General features: G+C 42.3%; 20 protein-coding genes. 10 read left to right on the top strand and 10 right to left on the bottom strand.

Going from position 1 to position 18,675, the window contains the following annotated elements:
- Positions 1-89 precede the first annotated feature (89 nt).
- The 3 genes from IMPJCBKJ_RS20185 to IMPJCBKJ_RS20865 all read left to right on the top strand — a co-directional run bounded on the left by IMPJCBKJ_RS20185 (position 90) and on the right by IMPJCBKJ_RS20865 (position 3,373).
- The gene (locus tag IMPJCBKJ_RS20185) at positions 90-1,241 is read left to right on the top strand and encodes a PepSY-associated TM helix domain-containing protein (RefSeq protein ID WP_152967169.1); all 1,152 of its coding nucleotides are present in this window, start codon (positions 90-92) and stop codon (positions 1,239-1,241) included.
- Positions 1,241-1,711, top strand: coding sequence for a hypothetical protein (locus IMPJCBKJ_RS20190; protein ID WP_054554318.1), 471 nt, complete (start codon positions 1,241-1,243; stop codon positions 1,709-1,711). Before IMPJCBKJ_RS20185 ends, IMPJCBKJ_RS20190 begins: the two co-directional genes overlap by 1 nt.
- Before the next feature lie 249 nt (positions 1,712-1,960).
- Positions 1,961-3,373 (top strand): family 43 glycosylhydrolase, encoded by a 1,413-nt coding sequence (locus IMPJCBKJ_RS20865; RefSeq protein WP_054554317.1) that lies wholly within the window; start codon positions 1,961-1,963, stop codon positions 3,371-3,373.
- A 32-nt stretch (positions 3,374-3,405) separates the two neighbouring features.
- Here the strand turns inward: IMPJCBKJ_RS20865 and IMPJCBKJ_RS20200 are convergent, their stop codons facing one another.
- Both IMPJCBKJ_RS20200 and IMPJCBKJ_RS20205 read right to left on the bottom strand, forming a co-directional pair.
- Positions 3,406-4,155, bottom strand: coding sequence for an RIO1 family regulatory kinase/ATPase (locus IMPJCBKJ_RS20200; RefSeq protein ID WP_166341802.1), 750 nt, complete (start codon positions 4,153-4,155; stop codon positions 3,406-3,408).
- A gap of 86 nt (positions 4,156-4,241) precedes the next feature.
- Positions 4,242-4,706: a MarR family transcriptional regulator gene (locus IMPJCBKJ_RS20205; RefSeq protein WP_054554315.1), complete on the bottom strand. Its 465-nt coding sequence runs from the start codon at positions 4,704-4,706 to the stop codon at positions 4,242-4,244.
- Positions 4,707-4,833: 127 nt separating this feature from the next.
- Here IMPJCBKJ_RS20205 and IMPJCBKJ_RS20210 point away from each other — a divergent pair, with 127 nt between their 5' ends.
- From IMPJCBKJ_RS20210 to IMPJCBKJ_RS20220, 3 genes are read left to right on the top strand one after another with little or no spacing between them, the layout of a single operon-like run.
- Complete coding sequence (locus IMPJCBKJ_RS20210; RefSeq protein WP_166341804.1) at positions 4,834-5,985, top strand: hypothetical protein; 1,152 nt, start codon at positions 4,834-4,836, stop codon at positions 5,983-5,985.
- A gap of 48 nt (positions 5,986-6,033) precedes the next feature.
- Positions 6,034-6,924 carry a dienelactone hydrolase family protein gene (locus tag IMPJCBKJ_RS20215; protein WP_166341806.1) on the top strand — a complete coding sequence of 297 codons (891 nt, stop codon included), beginning with the start codon at positions 6,034-6,036 and terminating at the stop codon, positions 6,922-6,924.
- A gap of 48 nt (positions 6,925-6,972) precedes the next feature.
- A complete protein-coding gene (locus IMPJCBKJ_RS20220) occupies positions 6,973-7,188 on the top strand; it encodes a hypothetical protein (RefSeq protein WP_054554312.1) in 216 nt (71 codons plus the stop codon).
- A gap of 85 nt (positions 7,189-7,273) precedes the next feature.
- Here the strand turns inward: IMPJCBKJ_RS20220 and IMPJCBKJ_RS20225 are convergent, their stop codons facing one another.
- From IMPJCBKJ_RS20225 to IMPJCBKJ_RS20255, 7 genes are all read right to left on the bottom strand, one after another.
- Positions 7,274-7,981: a TorF family putative porin gene (locus tag IMPJCBKJ_RS20225; protein ID WP_138600250.1), complete on the bottom strand. Its 708-nt coding sequence runs from the start codon at positions 7,979-7,981 to the stop codon at positions 7,274-7,276.
- An 11-nt stretch (positions 7,982-7,992) separates the two neighbouring features.
- Positions 7,993-9,210 carry a choline transporter gene (locus tag IMPJCBKJ_RS20230; RefSeq protein WP_054554310.1) on the bottom strand — a complete coding sequence of 406 codons (1,218 nt, stop codon included), beginning with the start codon at positions 9,208-9,210 and terminating at the stop codon, positions 7,993-7,995.
- A gap of 126 nt (positions 9,211-9,336) precedes the next feature.
- Positions 9,337-11,010, bottom strand: a complete 1,674-nt coding sequence (gene betA / locus IMPJCBKJ_RS20235; RefSeq protein WP_166341808.1) for a choline dehydrogenase — start codon at positions 11,008-11,010, stop codon at positions 9,337-9,339.
- Positions 11,010-12,473, bottom strand: coding sequence for a betaine-aldehyde dehydrogenase (betB, locus tag IMPJCBKJ_RS20240; RefSeq protein WP_166341810.1), 1,464 nt, complete (start codon positions 12,471-12,473; stop codon positions 11,010-11,012). Before betB ends, betA begins: the two co-directional genes overlap by 1 nt.
- A 1-nt stretch (position 12,474) precedes the next feature.
- Positions 12,475-13,065, bottom strand: coding sequence for a transcriptional regulator BetI (gene betI / locus IMPJCBKJ_RS20245; RefSeq protein WP_166341812.1), 591 nt, complete (start codon positions 13,063-13,065; stop codon positions 12,475-12,477).
- Positions 13,066-13,358: 293 nt separating this feature from the next.
- The gene (locus IMPJCBKJ_RS20250) at positions 13,359-13,826 is read right to left on the bottom strand and encodes a nuclear transport factor 2 family protein (protein ID WP_054554306.1); all 468 of its coding nucleotides are present in this window, start codon (positions 13,824-13,826) and stop codon (positions 13,359-13,361) included.
- Between the two features lie 88 nt (positions 13,827-13,914).
- Positions 13,915-15,096 carry an MFS transporter gene (locus IMPJCBKJ_RS20255; RefSeq protein WP_054554305.1) on the bottom strand — a complete coding sequence of 394 codons (1,182 nt, stop codon included), beginning with the start codon at positions 15,094-15,096 and terminating at the stop codon, positions 13,915-13,917.
- Between the two features lie 110 nt (positions 15,097-15,206).
- Here IMPJCBKJ_RS20255 and IMPJCBKJ_RS20260 point away from each other — a divergent pair, with 110 nt between their 5' ends.
- A complete protein-coding gene (locus IMPJCBKJ_RS20260; protein WP_166341814.1) occupies positions 15,207-16,094 on the top strand; it encodes a LysR substrate-binding domain-containing protein in 888 nt (295 codons plus the stop codon).
- A 100-nt stretch (positions 16,095-16,194) separates the two neighbouring features.
- A complete protein-coding gene (locus IMPJCBKJ_RS20265) occupies positions 16,195-17,286 on the top strand; it encodes an alkene reductase (RefSeq protein ID WP_166341816.1) in 1,092 nt (363 codons plus the stop codon).
- Between the two features lie 4 nt (positions 17,287-17,290).
- Here IMPJCBKJ_RS20265 and IMPJCBKJ_RS20270 read toward each other — a convergent pair whose 3' ends face one another.
- The gene (locus tag IMPJCBKJ_RS20270; RefSeq protein WP_166341818.1) at positions 17,291-17,728 is read right to left on the bottom strand and encodes an MBOAT family O-acyltransferase; all 438 of its coding nucleotides are present in this window, start codon (positions 17,726-17,728) and stop codon (positions 17,291-17,293) included.
- A gap of 238 nt (positions 17,729-17,966) precedes the next feature.
- Here IMPJCBKJ_RS20270 and IMPJCBKJ_RS20275 point away from each other — a divergent pair, with 238 nt between their 5' ends.
- Both IMPJCBKJ_RS20275 and IMPJCBKJ_RS20280 read left to right on the top strand, forming a co-directional pair.
- Positions 17,967-18,341 carry a type II toxin-antitoxin system RelE/ParE family toxin gene (locus IMPJCBKJ_RS20275; RefSeq protein ID WP_166341820.1) on the top strand — a complete coding sequence of 125 codons (375 nt, stop codon included), beginning with the start codon at positions 17,967-17,969 and terminating at the stop codon, positions 18,339-18,341.
- Complete coding sequence (locus tag IMPJCBKJ_RS20280) at positions 18,334-18,636, top strand: DNA-binding transcriptional regulator (protein WP_138600233.1); 303 nt, start codon at positions 18,334-18,336, stop codon at positions 18,634-18,636. The genes IMPJCBKJ_RS20275 and IMPJCBKJ_RS20280 overlap by 8 nt, the downstream gene beginning before the upstream one ends.
- The last annotated feature ends 39 nt before the right edge of the window (positions 18,637-18,675 follow it).

Raw genomic sequence — 18,675 nt, forward strand, 5'->3', positions numbered from 1 at the left:
TGCAGCTCGTCGACAGAGATTGTGTTTACTCAAAAGATTGTAGTACAATTTAAATGATAACAATTACTATCATCAATTAACGTCGGGCTATTTTTACCATGAGTAAACGTCTTTGGTTCCAACTACATGGTTGGTTTTCGCTCCCAGTATGGGTGCTATTTTGCTTTATTTGCGTCACAGGCACTGTATCTGTGATAAGCCATGAGCTTACTTGGCTGACCAACAGTGAAGCACGTGCAAACAACCCAAATGATTTACCAGCACTTGGTGTTGATCAAGTTATTAATAGCGTTGAAAAAGCCTACCCGACTGCCGATGTAATGAGTGTACTCAATTATGAGCCTTACTTGGTAAATGCGGTTATTTTCACTGATACCGACAAACCTTACGCTGTGGCTTACGTCAATCAATACACTGGCGAAGTACAAGCGGTTAATGAAACGATCTCATTCATTGAATTTATGCGTACCCTGCACGGCTGGCTATTCTTCCCTTGGCAAGAGGGTTACAGCGTAGGTTACTATCTTGTCAGCGCCATGGCTTTTGTTATTTTAGGTGCACTAGTAACAGGCTTAGTGATTTATAAAAACTTTTGGCGTGCATTTAGTCAGCCAAAACTACGTTTTAACCAAGGCAAAAAAACCTTCCTAAAAGATTTACATACCCTAAGTGGCGTTTGGTCAATTTGGTTTATGGCAGTAATGGCACTCACAGGCCTGTGGTATTTAGTGCAAGCCATCATGTGGCATAACGAAATAGACATAGAAGAGCATGCACCGCTCGTGGCGGTTTCAACTTTGCCTGCGAATAAACAAACACCGCCAACCGATTTAAAAGCGGCACTGGCTATTACCAAAGAGAAATTCCCAGATTTCAAACCTAGTTATGTGATGCTGCCAGAGCATAACCGCGGCATGTTTAATATCATGGGCAGTGGCGATACTATTTTCTACGATAACTACGCTTACTCAACTTCAATCAATCCTTGGACGGGTGAAATTGCAGCAAGTAAAAGCCCAGAAACCATGTCGGGATTACTCACCCTTTCGCATATCGCCGATCCGCTGCATTACGGTAATATTGGCGGTCTGTGGACAAAGGTTATTTGGTTTATCTTTGGTTTGATTTTAAGTGGTATGTCGATCACTGGTTTTATGATGTACGCCGCAAAATTAGTAAATAACAAACCTGTAAAAGCGCGCCAATCAGCGCCAGTGAATAACGTTCAGGAGGCAAACTAATGGCTCGTTTACAAGCAACTTGGTGGCAACGTAAAAAGTATGTTTTACATGCTGTGGTACTGGCTTTACCTGTATGGTTTATTTATCAGTCATTAAACCCTCAGTTTCCTGCACTTTGGCAAGAGCAACAAGCGGGCGAATTTAAAATCGCCCCGATGCCGCTAAATGAAGATGCCCCGTACTCACACCACAATGAGTATGTGAAGGATTTCTTTATCGCCTTTAATCAAGGTGACATAAGCAATGTTCGACAGGCGTATTTAAATATTGGCCAAGCGCCTTTAGCACTAACGGAGTTTGCTAAAGATGAAGAAGGCATAATGCATGGCACCAATCATGGTCAGCACGCCCACGCAATAGCTCCTAAAACCATATCAGCAGATGATAAACTGTGGATCACCATCCAAACTTGGCAAGGCCAACTGCATACCCTCAAATGGGATATTCCCAGCCAGTTTATTACTCAATAACATCCGAAAAGCCACTCACTGAGTGGCTTTTTTGTATCTCAGCTAAACACTAAAGTCCCTTCCAAAACAGTTGAAGGTAAAATTTTTGTTAATTAATTTACCATTAACCTTTACAAAGGTAATAATATAATAAAGTATTATAAATAGTTTTCATTTGCACCATTACTCTTAATTAATTGGTGTTGATCAAAACTCATCCAAGGAGCAGAACACACAAGGAAAGCTCAATAACAATGATTTGGAGACACAATGATACTTTCAAAAAAAGCCCTAGCTGCACTCAGCTTGGCAGCAACACTCATACTGCCCAATGCTTATGCGATTGATAATGGCGTATACACCATTAAATCAAAGTACAGTGCTAAATTTGTTGAAGTAGCCAGCGCGCAAACCAACGATGGTGCGAATGTTAGTCAGTGGGCTGACACTAATCACGACACCCAGCGCTGGTTAATCACTAACATAGGTGGCAGCAACTATTCGGTTATTAACTTAAACAGTGGTAAAGCCCTCGAAGTGTTTGACTTCTCGACTGCTGATGGCGGTAATGTGGTGCAATATGAGTATGCTGATGTTGCCAGCCAACACTGGCAAATTAATGATGAAGGTAGCGGCTATTACAGCTTCATTAACGATCACAGTGGTAAGGCACTCGACCTTTATGCTTTTGATGGCAACGATGGCGCAAATATTAGCCAGTGGAGCTACAACGGCAGCGATGCACAGCAGTGGCAGCTAACCAAGCTTGCTAATGTTGAATCAACCCCTTGGGATCCATCCACAACCAATGGCGCAGCAGATCACTGGCCACTTACTGGTAATTTAGTCACCCACGATCCTACCCTTGGCTATGAAAATGGCACTTGGTGGGTTTTTCAAACAGGCCCTGGTATCTACGGTAAATATTCAAGTAACGGTGTAGATTGGAATGATGCGCAACCGATTTTCTCAAATGGTTTAAGCTGGTGGAGCAACTATGTGCCAGATCATGATGGAATTGATGTCTGGGCGCCTGAATTAAAAAGCTACAATGGTCGTAGCTGGCTTTATTATTCGATTTCGACCTTTGGTTCACGTGTTAGCGCTATTGGCCTTACATCAGCAAGCAGTGTAGCAGCCGGTGATTGGCGTGATGATGGTTTAGTCATTAACACGACCAATAGCAATAATTATAACGCCATTGACCCTGATCTTGTGGTGGCAAAAGATGGTGCACCTTGGCTTGCCTTTGGTTCATGGAATTCGGGTATTAAACTAACGCGTATTAACCCAATGACCATGAAACCATTTGGTCAAATCTACTCTTTAGCAAGTCGCTCTGGTGGCATCGAAGCGCCTACCATAGTGTATCGCCAAGGCTATTACTATTTGTTTGTTTCAGTTGGCAAATGCTGTGATGGCACGAATAGTACTTACCGTATTGCATATGGTCGCTCTAGTGACATTCGCGGCCCATACCTAGATAAAAATGGCACCGACATGCTAGCTAGCGGCGGTAGCATTCTAGATGCGGGTAACAGCCAATGGGTAGGTCCAGGGGGACAAGACATTTTAAATACCGATGTGATTGTTCGTCATGCCTATGATGCAGGTGACAATGGCACCCCTAAATTGCTCATCAGCACCCTGAATTGGGATGCAAACGGTTGGCCTAAATACTAGTTCTCCCCACTAAGCGCGTGCAAGCGCGCTTTTTACAATCTATCTAAAAGACTGCGAACAAATTCAGAATTAAGAATCTGAGTAACTGCTCCGCTACACCACAAATAGGCACGTTGAATCGGATAACCTTTAAAAATCCAACGCTTACGCACATGATTAAAGTCATGCAAATAATCCGCCTTTGCTTGCGGTAACGAGTCTTTGGCTAACTTATGCCATGCTTTATAAACCCCACTCATATCGGCACCACGCATAAAACGCTGTAACCAGCGCGGAAAGCGTGCAAAGCGAATCGCTGACTGAAAATCAATAATATAAGGCTTGCCATCTTTTGAACAAATCACATTTCCCAAATTACGTAAATCCAGATGCACCACCCCGCGGCGATGCATTTTTGCTACCAAACGCTCAAACTCTTTAAAGAAATCACTCGGTAAATGCTGCTGTTGCAAGGCAAGCTGGCGAAGTGGCGTGCCTTCAATAAAATCATAAGCAATGGCAATTGAGGACAAACGGCAAAAGTTATCGACCACTCCGTCTACGTCTTGCAGGCGTGTCAGCCCCTTGTACTCTTGATTGATAAAAAGCGGCGCGATGGTTTTTCTCACCCACCACGGGCTGTGCTGAAAGTCTTTAATAATTAGATCAAATTGCGCGTCTTTATAACGATAGACAATGGCATTGGCAAAGCGGCCTGTGTGAACAACCGACAAACCTTCTGGGCTAAATTGATGAGCTGGAAATTGAGCGTGAAGCTGCGCAAGCAAAGATGATTCAAACATAACAACCCGGACTTGTTAAAATTAAATGCCTAGGCAACTATATTATCAAAATGCATCTACAGCGACAATGTACCGCTTAGAGAAATTTATGCTTTTAAATTATGAATTGCTCTAAACAGTAAGCTTGCGAGTTGCTTTTGCTCATCATCAGAGAAGCCTGTGAGTGCTTTGCGATAGATATCATTTACAGTGGGTAAAATTTCCGGGTAGAGCTGTTGGCCTTTTTCAGTCAGGCATAAAAGAGTTGAACGGCGATCTTCAACTGACTGCTTTTTAGCAACTAAGCCCTTGTCTTCTAAACGAGAAAGTAAGCGACTCATGGCACCACGGTCATACACCATGTGCTCACACAGCTCAGCCAAGGTATTTACTTTACCGCGTGCAAGTAGCACAACCACAATGTACTGAGCCGACGTTAACTCTTTATCCTCTAACGCATTATCAAGATGAGTCACCAGATTTGAACGTAAATAAGAGACTAAGCGACCTAAGTCTTGCACGGGATCTAAATCTTCAATACAGCACTGGCCAATTGATGCAGGTTCTTTCATATTTCCTCTAAAGCGATGAATAGCAATTCATAGACAGTTAATCGGCAAAATAATTCAATCCTATTAGATTGCTTCAACGGCTATGAATAGTGTAGCGTGAAGAAGCGTACTAACTGTCGGGGGCGTTATGCTAACTAAACAACATATTATCAAGTATTTATCTCTAACAATACTGCTACTTCTTTGTTGGCTAGAGCATTATAACCATTTCATTATGCACTTTATCGACAGCGCCCTTGTACAATCAACCCTAGTGTACGCTTCATCTCGTACAGTTAATGCTGCTATATCGCTATTGCAATCAGCCGAAGTGGGCATTGGTATTGCCAGTATTCAACCTGCACAACTACTCGACCCAGTAAATGACCTAGCTGAATACATGTCGGATGCTATGCGCCTTGCAATAGGCTCGTTATTTTTACAGCGCATTTTATACACCATTTCTTCTGGGGTTATTTTTAGTGGTGTTTTTACTGTTTCGGTCGTCGCTTACTTTATTTGTGAATGGCGTAACTATTTACCTAACTTACGTCATAAGATTATGGCGAGCCTGATTTTAATTCGCTTTTTAGTGCCTGCGGTGGTGCTGACAACAGGCCTCGTCAGCCAGATATTCTTAGATGAGCAAATTAACCAGCAAAGTGAGCTGGTGAGCGAGAAAGTCGAGACAGTGAATAGCAGTGCAAATAATACCTCGGCCATATCTGCCAAGCTAAAGGCCGAGGTCGATAGTGAAAAACAAACCATCTTCGACAAGCTCTCTCTATTAAATGAGCAGCAGATTAAGAACCACCAGCAAGCGACAGAACTCAAAGTTAAGCTAACAGAGGTCGATACCCAAATAGAAGCGATTCAAGCAACTCGCAGCTTGTCTGAGCGACTGACCTTTACTGAGCTTGAACAAGCCAAGCCATTACTTGATAAAAAGCAGCAATTAACAGCGCAGTTTAATGCGGTACTAAACCAGCAAAGACAGCTGAACCTAGACAAAGACGCCTTAAACGAACAACTAGAAAACTTAAATGCATCACTTAACCAAGACCAATCATCGCAAGTGAGCAAAATTATCGATACCGTCACCTCTGGCATTAGCAACATGGTGGCAGCCGTCGAAGACTTATTCATCGACTTTTTGAATATCTTGTCTCTACTAATTTTAAAGCTGTTATTAATGCCGCTAATATTTTTATACCTATTTAACAAAGCCTTTAAGGCTATTTGGCAGCGCCGCTTTATGGATATGGTAATACAAACAAAGCAACTGGCTGTTAATCGCTGATATTTCAGCTAAAGTTATAAACCTAACTCGTTTTTAAAGGATATAAGTATGACTGAGCAACGCCATAACCACATTCCCCAAGAAGCTTTCGATTGGTACGATGAATACGCCCATGGCTTGATGGACCGCCGTACCTTTATGAAAAAGCTGGGTGGCTTAGTCGCCCTTGGTTATTCAATGGCAATGCTAAGTAGCGCTTTACTGCCAAACTACGCATTAGCTGAGCAAGTGTCCTTTAATGACCCTGATATCAAAGCCAGCTATAAAACCTTTGACTCGTTTAAAGGCCATGGCGAAGGTAAAGGTTATTTAGTCGAACCCGCTAACTTAACGGGTAAGCACCCATTAGTGTTAGTGATCCACGAAAACAGAGGCTTAAACCCTTATATTAAAGATGTTGCTCGCCGCCTTGCCAAAGCTGGATTTATTGCCTTTGCGCCAGATGCATTACACCCTCTTGGTGGCTACCCTGGCAATGACGATGAAGGTCGCGCAATGCAGCGCTCTATGGATAAACAAAAAATCCAACAAGACTTTATTGCCGCAGCTGAATACATAAAAAGACACCCAAATAGTAATGGCAAACTCGGTGCGGTAGGCTTTTGCTTTGGTGGTTATATGGTTAACTACCTAGCAGCAGTTGATAGCAAATTAATTAATGCGGGCGTGCCCTATTACGGCACTCCAGCTGTTAAAGAGCTGAGACAAAACATCAAAGCTCCACTACTTGTACACTTAGCCGAGTTTGATAAACGCGTTAATGCAACATGGCCAGAATACGAGAGCGACTTAAAAGCGCATCAAGTGCCTTACACTATGCACATGTATGAGCAAGCAAATCATGGTTTTCATAACGACTCTACATCTCGGTATGATGAAAAACAGGCGGAGCTTTCTTGGCAACGCACATTGGCGTTTTTCAATGAGCAATTGATTTAAACAGAGCAATTTCATACACTCTCGAAAAAATTTTAGGCTAGAAAAGAGATGGAATCGCAAGTCAGTTATCGCTTTGACTCACAGCAAACCGCCAATCGGTTTTTAAACAAGCTTAAGCATTGGTCAGTGGCTAAGGTCACTGCGAGTCTTTGCCAAGGTGGTTATGGCGTGAAAATACGTTACGAAGTCGATAATAGTGGCTTTGATTACACCCTTGCAGAGCTTGATGATTTAGCGATGCAACACGAAGGCGAAGAGATTTAATTCTTATACTCTAGTATTCTAGGCATAAAAAAACGGCTAACCTTGGTTAGCCGTTTCATTTTAAAGCCTTACAATAAAACGCTACTTATAAATCAAAGCTACGTGAAATAGACGCGACAATGCGCTCGTCTGCGGTATCCCAGTCTAGGCTGGTATTTTCGCCAGCAAGCTCAAAATCAAAACCTGCAAAGCTTGTTTGATAGGCTAAACGATAATGGTTGTATGACTTGTCATTACCATCCCAAGCAAACTTATTGCCATCTAATGAGTTAGATACATCAAAACTGGCACGAATTGCATGATTTGGGGCAATTTCAAAGGTATGCGCAAGCATAGAAATTACATGTCCAGCATCGGTACCGAAGTAATCCCAAGCGTACCAAAAGTTAAGTTCTGTGAAACCCAGACTATTGGTGTAACCAAACTTTGCATAAGTCTCAAAATAATTACCGTCGCTTGAGTAATCTTCACCATGGTAAGAGTAATAAGCAATACCATAATCAACACTAAGGGCATCGTTTATCTCAACATAATTACCAAAATAAGCATCCCACTCAATGTCAGTACCTTCACCAAAATCTACATTTGAAGCCCAAGTACCTACATACATACCTGAATCGGCAAAGGCGTAATCTAAACTACCTTGAATTGCAGGATCATTCTGAGTCTGGCTTACACCATTGAAGGTGTAATCTGATGCCAATGTAACCGTAGTCGATAAGTCAGCCATGGCTGATGTCGATAGTAATGCCAATGGCAACGCTGCTGCTAATACTGTTTGTCTTGTTGTCATGTTGGTTTCCCCTAGCTAACTGTTTCTATTTTTGTGTAATCTAATTTATTGTCTTTTGGTGAGCCTTCGATATTTTTCACTGTTTTTAACTTGCTGTAGCCAATAAACGCAGCACAGCCGAAAAATAATGCAATAACGAGCGCACCAACCCATTGGATCTGTAAAAAGTCGAACTTAAACAGCAGGGTTAACAATGAAAGCGCCACCACATTTAAGGCAATATAATTAAATTTACCTAAACGTTTCACCGTTAAGTTTAGGTTATCTGTGTATAAACGGATCAAAGAATCAAGTGAGTTGATCACAAACACCACACCAACAAACACCATAGCGATGTTTTTCAGGCCTGCTGTTGCAATACCCGCTTCATGGTATTGATACAAAACACTAAACCAGATAGCGATTGGAATAGACGGGAAAATCAACATAGCTGCCAGCACTTGGTAAGTTTTTAAACCACCCACAAAGCGCGAAGTAAATTGACCAATCATAATGCTCCAAGCAAACCACCAAAACAGGTAGAAGGCATGGTAATCATTTAGTGGTAGTACAAACTCATTGATGTTGCCAAAGTAGCTGCCAATTAACGCAAGATTATCAACAAATGCTGATGTTTGTGCATCAGAACCCACAAAGGCACCGAACCACATAAATGCGATTAAAGCGATAAACAACCAAGTAGTAGAAATACTTAAAAAGCGTACATACTTAATGTCTGTGCTCGAATACACAGCAAAACAAATCGCTGCAAACACCATTAAGTAGAATGTCGGAATAATTGACTCACCATCACCAAGCGACGGCAAATACCAAGGTAAATTCGACAGCAGTAAAAATGCAGTAAATGCGCATGTACCAATAATAACGATGTTATTTATTAGTTTTACCCAAGCAATTTCAAAAAATTTTACTTTGGGCTCTATTACGCAGAAATAAAAGCACGTAAGGAAATAAAATCCCCAGATCAAGAAGCCCCAAAAACCAAACTCGATGGCTAATGGATTGGCAAACGCATACTCTGGGCTTGCTTTTATGTCTGCATAACCTGCAAACTCTGTCAGTGGAAACATAATCAAGCCAACATCTAGGCCCGATGTAAATAAAATTGCAATGAACGTAAACGTTCTAACCGGTGTGACGCCAACACACCTTACCGTACCCCATTTAAATAAAATAACCGCAATTGCTAACAGGGTAAAAATGATGCCAGCACTAAGCCAAAAGGTCATAGTTACCCCCCCAAAATAAGTAATAATACTTCATTGTTTCTCCAGTTTTATTCCTCGCATTAACGCATCACAAACAACTCGTGATGCGCGCCACTGCAAGCCCCACAGCCGAAACTGCGGGTGGCCTTATTTGATCTCCGAACTACGCTGCGTTGATTGCCATTGTTTTTCCATAGCAACATCTGCAGTTGATGCCGATAACACAGGCTTACCTAAGATGTGGTCCGCCGCTTTTTCTGCCACCATAATGGTTGGCGCATTTAAATTACCGTTTGGAACGGTTGGGAAAATAGATGAATCTACAACCCGTAAACCTTCGATACCGTGTACTTGAGTTTGCGAGTTAACCACGGCCATCTCGTCTTCACCCATCTTGCACGAACATGACGGATGGTAAGCACTCTCAACCGCTTGACGAACAAACGCATCGATTTCTTCATCGCTTTGAACATCTTTACCGGGTTGAATTTCACCATCGCGATACTCATCAAACGCACCTTGTTCGATAATCTCGCGAGTTAGACGTACACAAGCTCTAAAGCCTTCAATGTCATCTTGATGCTGTAAGTAGTTAAATTGGATCTTTGGCGCAACCTGTGGATCCGCCGACTTAATCGTTACTGCACCACGGCTTTTTGGTTTGTTATGCCCAACATGAACTTGGAAACCATGACCATCAAAGGCACTTTTACCGTCATAACGAATGGCTGCTGGTAAAAAGTGATACTGAATATCTGGCCATTCAACACCCGGTTTTGAGCGAATAAATGCACATGATTCAAAATGGTTCGTTGCCCCTAAACCTGAGCGGTTTAATAGCCAACGAGCACCAATTAGCCCTTTTGAAACAAGGCCTAATTTGCCGTTTAAAGTAATTGGTTGCTTACACTTATATTGGAAGTAAAACTCCAAGTGATCTTGTAAGTTTTGACCAACACCTGGTAAATGATGTTTAACCTCAACACCCGCTTCGCTCAGGATATCTTTATCACCAATACCTGATAATTGCAGAATATGCGGTGAACCAATTGGGCCCGCACTTAAAATAACGTCTTTTGCTGCAAATGCCTGCTGCTTAGAGCCAGACACTGAAAACTCAACACCAACGGCTTTTTTGCCTTCGAGCAAAACTTTTTCAGCTAAAGCACCGGTGATTAGCGTTAGGTTTTTACGTGACTTAACTGGGTCTAAATACTCACGGCTAGCAGAGCTTCTTACGCCGTCTTTTACCGTCATATGCATTGGCCCAAAACCTTCTTGCTGGGCTGCATTGTAGTCATCAGTTTGCGCATAACCTGCTTGTTGGCCCGCTTTGATAAAGGCTTTATAAAGCGGGTTAGCCATTTCATTACCGTTATTAACCCCTAATAGGCCGTTATCGCCACGGTAACTGTTACCACCTAAGTAGAATGATTCAGCACGTTTAAAGTACGGTAAGCATGCTTGGTAATCCCAGCCCTTAGCGCCGTGTTGCTGCCACTCATCAAAATCTTTGGCATGACCACGTACATACACCATGCCGTTAATCGATGATGAACCACCCAACACCTTACCTCGCGGGCAGTGCATCTGGCGGTTATCTAAATATGGCTCTGGCTCGGTATGAAATTGCCATGCATATTTGTCAGTATTCATTGGGATTGATAGCGCGGTAGGCATCTTTATAAAAATGCTTTTATCACTACCGCCCGTTTCAAGTAATAACACCTTATTAGAAGGGTCTGCTGATAGTCGGTTTGCCAACACGCAGCCTGCTGAGCCAGCACCGACTATGATGTAATCATAGTTCTGTGTACTCATTAAAATGGACTCTCTATATTGCTCATACCCACATAAATCGATTTAGTTTGGGTATAGTGATCTAAGGTTTCGATACCGTTTTCACGGCCGATTCCTGATTGCTTATAACCACCTACTGGCATTTCTGCAGGTGAATTACCATAGCTGTTTATCCAACAAATACCGGCTTGTAATTGATGGATCACGCGGTGTGCACGCTGAATATCTTTAGTGAACACGCCTGCGGCTAAGCCAAGGTGGGTATCGTTTGCACGCTGAATAACGTCATCTTCATCATCAAACACCAACACGCTCATTACCGGGCCAAAGATCTCTTCTTTAACTATGGTCATGTCGTCTTTACAGTCGACAAAAACGGTCGGTTCAACAAAGTAACCGTTTGGTGCAGATGCAGGTGACAGAGCCTTGCCACCGGTTAGTAAGGTTGCGCCTTCTTGAATACCTTTATCGATATAGCCAAGTACAAGCTCTTGATGTTTTTTAGAGATAAGCGCCCCTAAATTCACCTCCGGATCCATTGGGTCGCCAGCGATAATATTTTGCTCTGTGCGTGTTTTCAGCTCATCAATAAACTGCTGATAAACATTTTTATGCACATAAATGCGCGTACAGTTAGTGCAGATTTCGCCTTGCGTATAAAAATTACCTAACATTGCCGCACTAACAGCTTGTGATACATCGGCATCATCAAATACTAATAACGGTGACTTACCACCAAGCTCCATGGTCACATCTTTCAGTGAACCAGCAGCGCTTGCCATTACTTTTTTGCCTGTGCCTACTTCACCAGTGAAAGACACTTTTTCAATATTTGGGTTTGCTGTTAACCATTGCCCTACTTCAGCAGCGCCTTGCACAACGTTGAATACGCCAGCAGGTACACCCGCTTCGATGAAAATCTCTGCAAGTTTAATTGCACCAAGTGGTGTTTCTTCAGAAGGTTTGAAAATAACCGAATTACCCGCAGCCAGTGCTGGGCCTGATTTCCAACACGCAATTTGCAGTGGATAGTTCCATGCACCAATACCGGCACAAATACCTAAAGGCTCTTTACGTGTGTAGTAAAAGTCATTGCCAACCATTTGTTGCTGACCCACTTGCGCAGGAGCAAGACCAGCAAAATATTCGATAACATCGGCGCCTGTTTCAACATCGACACACTCGGCTTCTTGCCAAGGCTTCCCCGTATCAAGTACTTCTACTTTTGCCAGTTCATCGTTACGTTCGCGTAAGATTGCCACGGCTTTTAATAAAATACGGCTACGCTCAATTGGCGTCATTGCAGACCATGCTGCAAACCCTTGTTTTGCGCTTTCGATTGCCGCGTTTTGAATAAACTCATCAGCGATTTCAACGTGATAAATCACTTCATCCGTTGCAGGGTTCTTAACCGCAAAGGTATCGCCAGTTTGATTCTTTAAAAAATGGCCATTAATAAAGTTTTCGTAAACAGGTGTGGTCATTTTAGGCTCCATACTGTTTTATCAGTGAACGAATGTAGTCTTTAGCTAATTGCTCACTATGTTCGAATTGATCTTGGTCTGACTTACTTAATACAGCTCTTAGCCATAAACCATCGATCATGGCTGCACTTAACTCAGCGGCTAATTTGGCATCACTATCGCTCATTAACTGTTTGAATGAGCTTAATAAGTTACTAAATAAACGTTTACTATTTACGTTTTGTAAGCGATGCAACTGGGCGTCGTGCATTGAATGCGCCCAAAAGCTCAACCAAGTTTTGGTGTTATTGCTTTGCTGCTGAATGCGCGAAAAGTTTGCTTCAACGATAAACATTAATCGTTGCTCAGGGCTGGTCTGCGGCGTTACTTGGTTCATCAGAGCTTGCTTTAAGCTGGTCAATAAATAACGCACAGTGGCTTCAATTAAGCCCTGCTTACCACCAAAATAATGACTGATAATGCCAGACGATAAGCCCGCCTTTTTACTAATGCTATTTATGGTGGTGCCTTGCAAACCAAGCTCTGCAACCGACTCTATTGTGGCGTCAATTAACTGCTGACGACGAACAGGTTCCATTCCAACTTTCGGCATAATTTTTTATTGATTGAACGTTCAATTAAAATAAAGGTTAAGGTAATGAGCATGGCAATTCAAGGTTGACAAATTGTAAACAACCGCAAAGCTACACTCGTAAGTTAAGCTAACCCACTGTTCTTACGTTTATTATCCGAAATATAAAAAAGTTTTAAATTTATTCAAAATAAAGCCTAAAAAGTATGAATTTAGGCTGAAATACGGAAAAAAGAGAAAATTTATTGCAGGCGTATTTTTAATAAAAAAGCGCTTATAAAAGCGCTCATATTAGGCTAAAAGTTAAGCGAGGCTCATTCGTGGTATTTACGAATAACCGCTATCTTGCCATCTTCGATTTCGAGCACATCCATAATGGTTTGCGTGTATTCAATTTCTTGCTGGTTTTGCGGATGTATACCTTTAGCATGATGGGTATAACGCAAAGCAATGGCAGAATCATTAAAAATAAAGGTATCGAGTAAGTTTGCTTGGTATTCAGTGTGCGCACCAAGGTAAAAAGTCATGCCTTTGCGCATCATCGCTTTGCCATCTGGCTCTCTTGAATCATCTGTTTGATAAGGTAAATGTTGGTTTGCTACATCATCAGTTAATAAAGCTAAAAAAGCTTCTAGCTCTTTGTTGGTAGCATTAGGTGCTTGTGTTGCAACCATGGTATTGAAGTACTGCTGTGCTAATGCTGTGAGCTCTGGGTTAGCTTGCTTTGCTTGGCTAGTAAATGTGCTTAACAGGCAAATAGCTAGAAAATAAAGGTGCTTCATCGTTATTCCTTGTGGTTTTAGTTATTGACTAATAATCAAACTATGCACCTAAAATAACGACAAAGCCCCGAACTATCAATATATTAGTTTAAGCTGTTTGTGGCCTTGGGGTCTCACGTTTATCTAAATAACCGCTGTATCGTGTTGCAATTAACGCCGCTAGACTAATGATAGCACCAATCCAAGCAGTGTCTTGCAATGAGTAGTTTTCAACAACAACACCACCTAACACTGAGCCCAGCGCAATACCGATATTAAACGCTGCAATGTTTAACCCTGAGGCAACATCGACAGCATTCGGTGTGAACTTTTCGGCAAGTTTAACCACATAGACTTGCAGCCCAGGCACATTACCAAACGCAAATGCCCCCCATACAAGTATGGTCAGTACCGCAGCGACTTTAGATTGCATGGTAAAGGTCAGCACTAACAGCACAATACTCAAAGCACTAAAGATAATGGTCAGCGCACTAATCGGGCCTTTTTTATCAGCTAACTTACCGCCGTAGATATTGCCAACAGCAACCGATACCCCATATACCAGCATAATTAAGCTAATGGTGGCTGATGCAAATCCAGTTTGCTGCTCTAAAATTGGCGCTAAATAGGTAAAGGCAGTAAATGTGCCGCCATAACCAAGTATGGTCATCAAGTACACCAGTAAAAGCCTAGGTTGCACCATTACTTTTAGCTGCTCACTCAAAGTAGCTGGTTTACTTTGCTTTAAGTTGCTCGGAATTAAAAACGCGCTACCGATCAGTGCAATTAATCCCAGTAAAGACACCACTAAAAAGGTCGCTCGCCAGCCAAAGTGCTGACCAATCCACGTTCCTAATGGCACACCGGTTACTAATGCAACCGTTAAACCGGTAAACATAATCGCAATGGCACTAGCTTCTTTATCTTTACTGACAAGCCCTGTAGCGATGGTTGAACCAATTGAGAAAAACACTCCATGGGCAAGGCCTGTTAGAATCCTTGCGGTGATCAAGCTACCATAACTAGGTGCTTGCCAAGCCAGTAAATTACCAATTACAAATAGGCTCATTAAGCTAAGTAATACATGTTTTCGATTCCAGCGTCCGGTAAGCGCAGTTAATACTGGCGCCCCCACCGCAACCCCTAATGCGTACAAGCTAACAAGTAGCCCGGCACTCGGTAACGAAACCGCTAAATCATCAGCGATGGTTGGCACTAAGCCGACAATCACAAACTCAGTGGTGCCTATGGCAAACGCACTGAGAGTTAATGCAAGTAATGCTATTGGCATCACATATCCTCTATTTAATTTTGAAAGTGCGGCTATTGTGGCTAAAATTAAATTTGCAAAAAATAGCAGTAGTGACAAAATACTTTTGTCAAAAATGAAAAGGTAAAACCATGAGCGTGATCTCCAACACCCAAGATTTAGAAGCATTTATTAGCGTGGTTGATACCGGCGGCTTCTCAAGTGCAGCCAATGCCTTAGATGAGCAAGTAGCAAAAATATCACGGGCGGTAACTCGGCTTGAAAAATCATTAAACGTTACCTTATTCAACCGCACCACAAGACGTATTGAGCTGACCGAAGAAGGTCAGTTATTTTTAGGCTATGCTAGAGAAGCACTGAGTCAGCTTGCACAAGGCGAAGAAGCCTTAAAGCTTCTACACTGCGCCCCTTCAGGAAAATTAAGAGTCGATGCCGCAAGTCCTTTTGTGTTTCACCAATTAGCACCACATTTAAAAGCCTTTAACCAAGCTTATCCTGACATAAAACTTGAGATCACCAGCCACGACAACATTATCGATTTGCTTGAGCATAAAACCGATATTGCTATTCGTATTGGCGAACTTGCTGACTCAAACTTGCATGCGCGCACTTTGGGAGTTAGTAAGTTACAGCTCGTTGCCAGCCCTGATTATTTAAAAGCGGCACCGCCATTAAATGAGCTAACCGATTTAGCCTCGCACCAGCTTATTGGTTTTACCGATGCGCCGCATTTAAATCACTGGCCGCTGACCACGCCTTTAGATCTTAAATTTTCAATCAGTGCATCAAGTGGTGAAACTGTGCGCCAGCTTTGTATTCAAGGTCATGGCATTTCCTTGTTGTCGGAATTTATGATCAACGAAGATTTAAAAGCAGGCCGTTTAGTTAAAGTGCTCGAAGGCGAAGTACTGAGCCCTAATCGTCGCGAAAAAGTGCATGCGGTGTATTATCAAAACAGCGGTGTATCATCACGAGTATTAGCGTTTTTAGACTTTATAGCACCCAGGTTAACGCTGTAGTTTTTTTGCACTTTTAACAAAAGTGTTTTGTGATTACCGGCATTAATTTCATAAATAATTTTCGTTATGCTGAAAGCATATTCGCTTTCAAGGAGCCGTAATGAACAAATTATTCGATACTATACAACTTGCCGGTCATACTTTAAAAAACCGTATTGTCATGCCACCGATGACTCGCTCTCGCTCATCACAACCGGGTGATATCGCCAATGAATTAATGGCCGACTACTATGCACAACGTGCCAGTGCTGGCTTAATTATTAGCGAAGGTACACAAATATCAGCCCTAGGTAAGGGTTATGCTTGGACACCGGGTATTTACACTGCCGAGCAAATTGCCGGTTGGAAAAAAGTAACCGACAAAGTTCATCAAGCTGGTGGCATTATGTTCGCTCAGCTTTGGCATGTTGGCCGCGTATCTCACCCAAGTAATACAGGTGGCGAGCAACCAATTGCGCCATCTGCGATTGCAGCTAAAGACGTAAAAGTTTTTATTGATGAAGATGACAAACCCGACTTTGTTGCCACTGCACAGCCACGCGCAATGAGCCATGACGACATCAAACAGGTTATAAACGAATATCGCCAAGCTGCCCGTAATGCAGTTGATGCAGGGTTTGATGGTATTGAACTTCACGCTGCCAATGGTTACTTAATTAATCAATTTATTGATTCAGAGTCGAACCAACGCACTGATGAATACGGCGGCAGTTTAGAAAACCGCTTACGCTTTTTACAACAAGTGACACAAGCGGTATGTGATGAAATTGGCGCTGAGCGAGTTGGCGTACGCCTTGCTCCACTCACAACCCTCAATGGGACGGTCGATGATAACCCGTTTGAAACCTATATTGGCGCAGCAAAAGTACTCAATGACCTTAACGTTGCTTACCTGCACATTGCCGAAGCTGATTGGGATGATGCACCTTTAATGGAGCAAAGTTTTAAGCAAGCGCTACGTGAAAACTATGCTGGATTAATGATTTATGCGGGCAAATACACTGGCGATAAAGCAGAGCAAGCATTAGCCGCAGGCTGGGCTGATTTAATTGGTTTTGGTCGCCCGTTTGTTGCCAACCCAGATCTGCCAGCGCGCATTGAACAAGGCATTGAACTGGCTCAGCATGATCCAGATACCCTATTTGGAGGCGGTGCTAAAGGCTACACTGACTACCATTTAGCAACGCAGTAACGCACTAAAAAAAGTGGCTCGTCAACCAATAGCTCAATACAATAAAGCTGATGTTGGCGAGCGCTCTTAACCACCAAGGAGCAGAGCTAAACTGGAGTTGGCTGTACTTGCTTACTAATACCAAAGCGCCCATCACAGTAAACCAAGGAGTAAAAAAGAATAGTGGCTTTAACTTCACTAAACTCACCGCTAAATCGTGCAACGCACCACTGACGGCAAAAGTAATAACAAGGGCACACCAAACCGGCATAATGTCATTGCAAGGCTTCATGACATACCGAGATAAGTAATAGCTCCACACCGGATTCCAATATCGCCAAAATAAATAAAACGAGCTAGCACCCAGCGAGCGTGTCAGCATATTGCGCAGCGAATCTTTATGCCCTAGGGGCACACCTGTGCGTTTTTTAACGTATTGAGCAAGGGAAATAGCTGCAGACACTGGCTTTCTCTTTTTACTAATGACTCAATTAGACTACTAAACAGCCAATAAAAGAGAAACCAAAACAGGGTTAGAAATTGTAACGGTTTATTTTATTCGTATTGGTTTTGCGCAGATAGATAGCTGGTAATCACCCATTACTTCTGCTATCAACATTAGAGGGACACCAATGAAAACCTCATTATCATTGATTGGCTACTGAGTGAAACATTGAAAGTGTACCCTAACGGAGTATACTATGATTTATAAAACAAAGGATTTTGTTTCGCGCACGAAAAAAGAAAGCCTGTCTGATGCTGATTTAATAAACGCTTGCAAAGAGATGTCAGCAGGCCTTTACGATGCAGACCTAGGTGGTAATGTTTATAAAAAGCGCGTAGCCATGGGCAGTAAAGGAAAAAGAACTGGTTATAGAACTATCGTCGGGGCGGTAATTGGTGATAAATATTTCTTTCTCTATGCGTTTGCTAAAAACGCTAGAGCTAATATAAATGCTAAAGAAAAATTAGCATTAAAAGAGTTAGCAAAAGAGTTTATTCGTTTTTCCCAAAGTGAACTTGAACAACTAGTCGATGATGGCGAACTTTTAATTGTAGGTGATGATCATGAGTGACATATTAAAGTCAGTTCACAAAACAGTGAGTGGATTAAAAAAGTCAGGAGTTATAGACAAAACGACGATGCGTAAATTTGACGCATTATGCCTTACAAGTGTTCATGAATTTACCCCCGAACAAGTTCGTAACTTAAGACTGAAATACAATCTCTCACAACCGGTCTTTGCTCAATACTTAAATGTCAGTGACAAGTTAGTTAAAAAATGGGAGCAAGGTGATAGCTCACCAAGAGGAGCAGCATTGAAAATGCTCACTCTGGCAGAGCAAAAAGGGTTAGAAGTAATCGCTTAAGCCTAATCCAAAGTGTTGTAATTTTGAGCATTCAGCTTC

It is taken from the genome of Pseudoalteromonas sp. MB47, assembly GCF_011319765.1.
In the GTDB taxonomy this organism is placed as follows: Bacteria; Pseudomonadota; Gammaproteobacteria; order Enterobacterales; family Alteromonadaceae; genus Pseudoalteromonas; species Pseudoalteromonas simplex.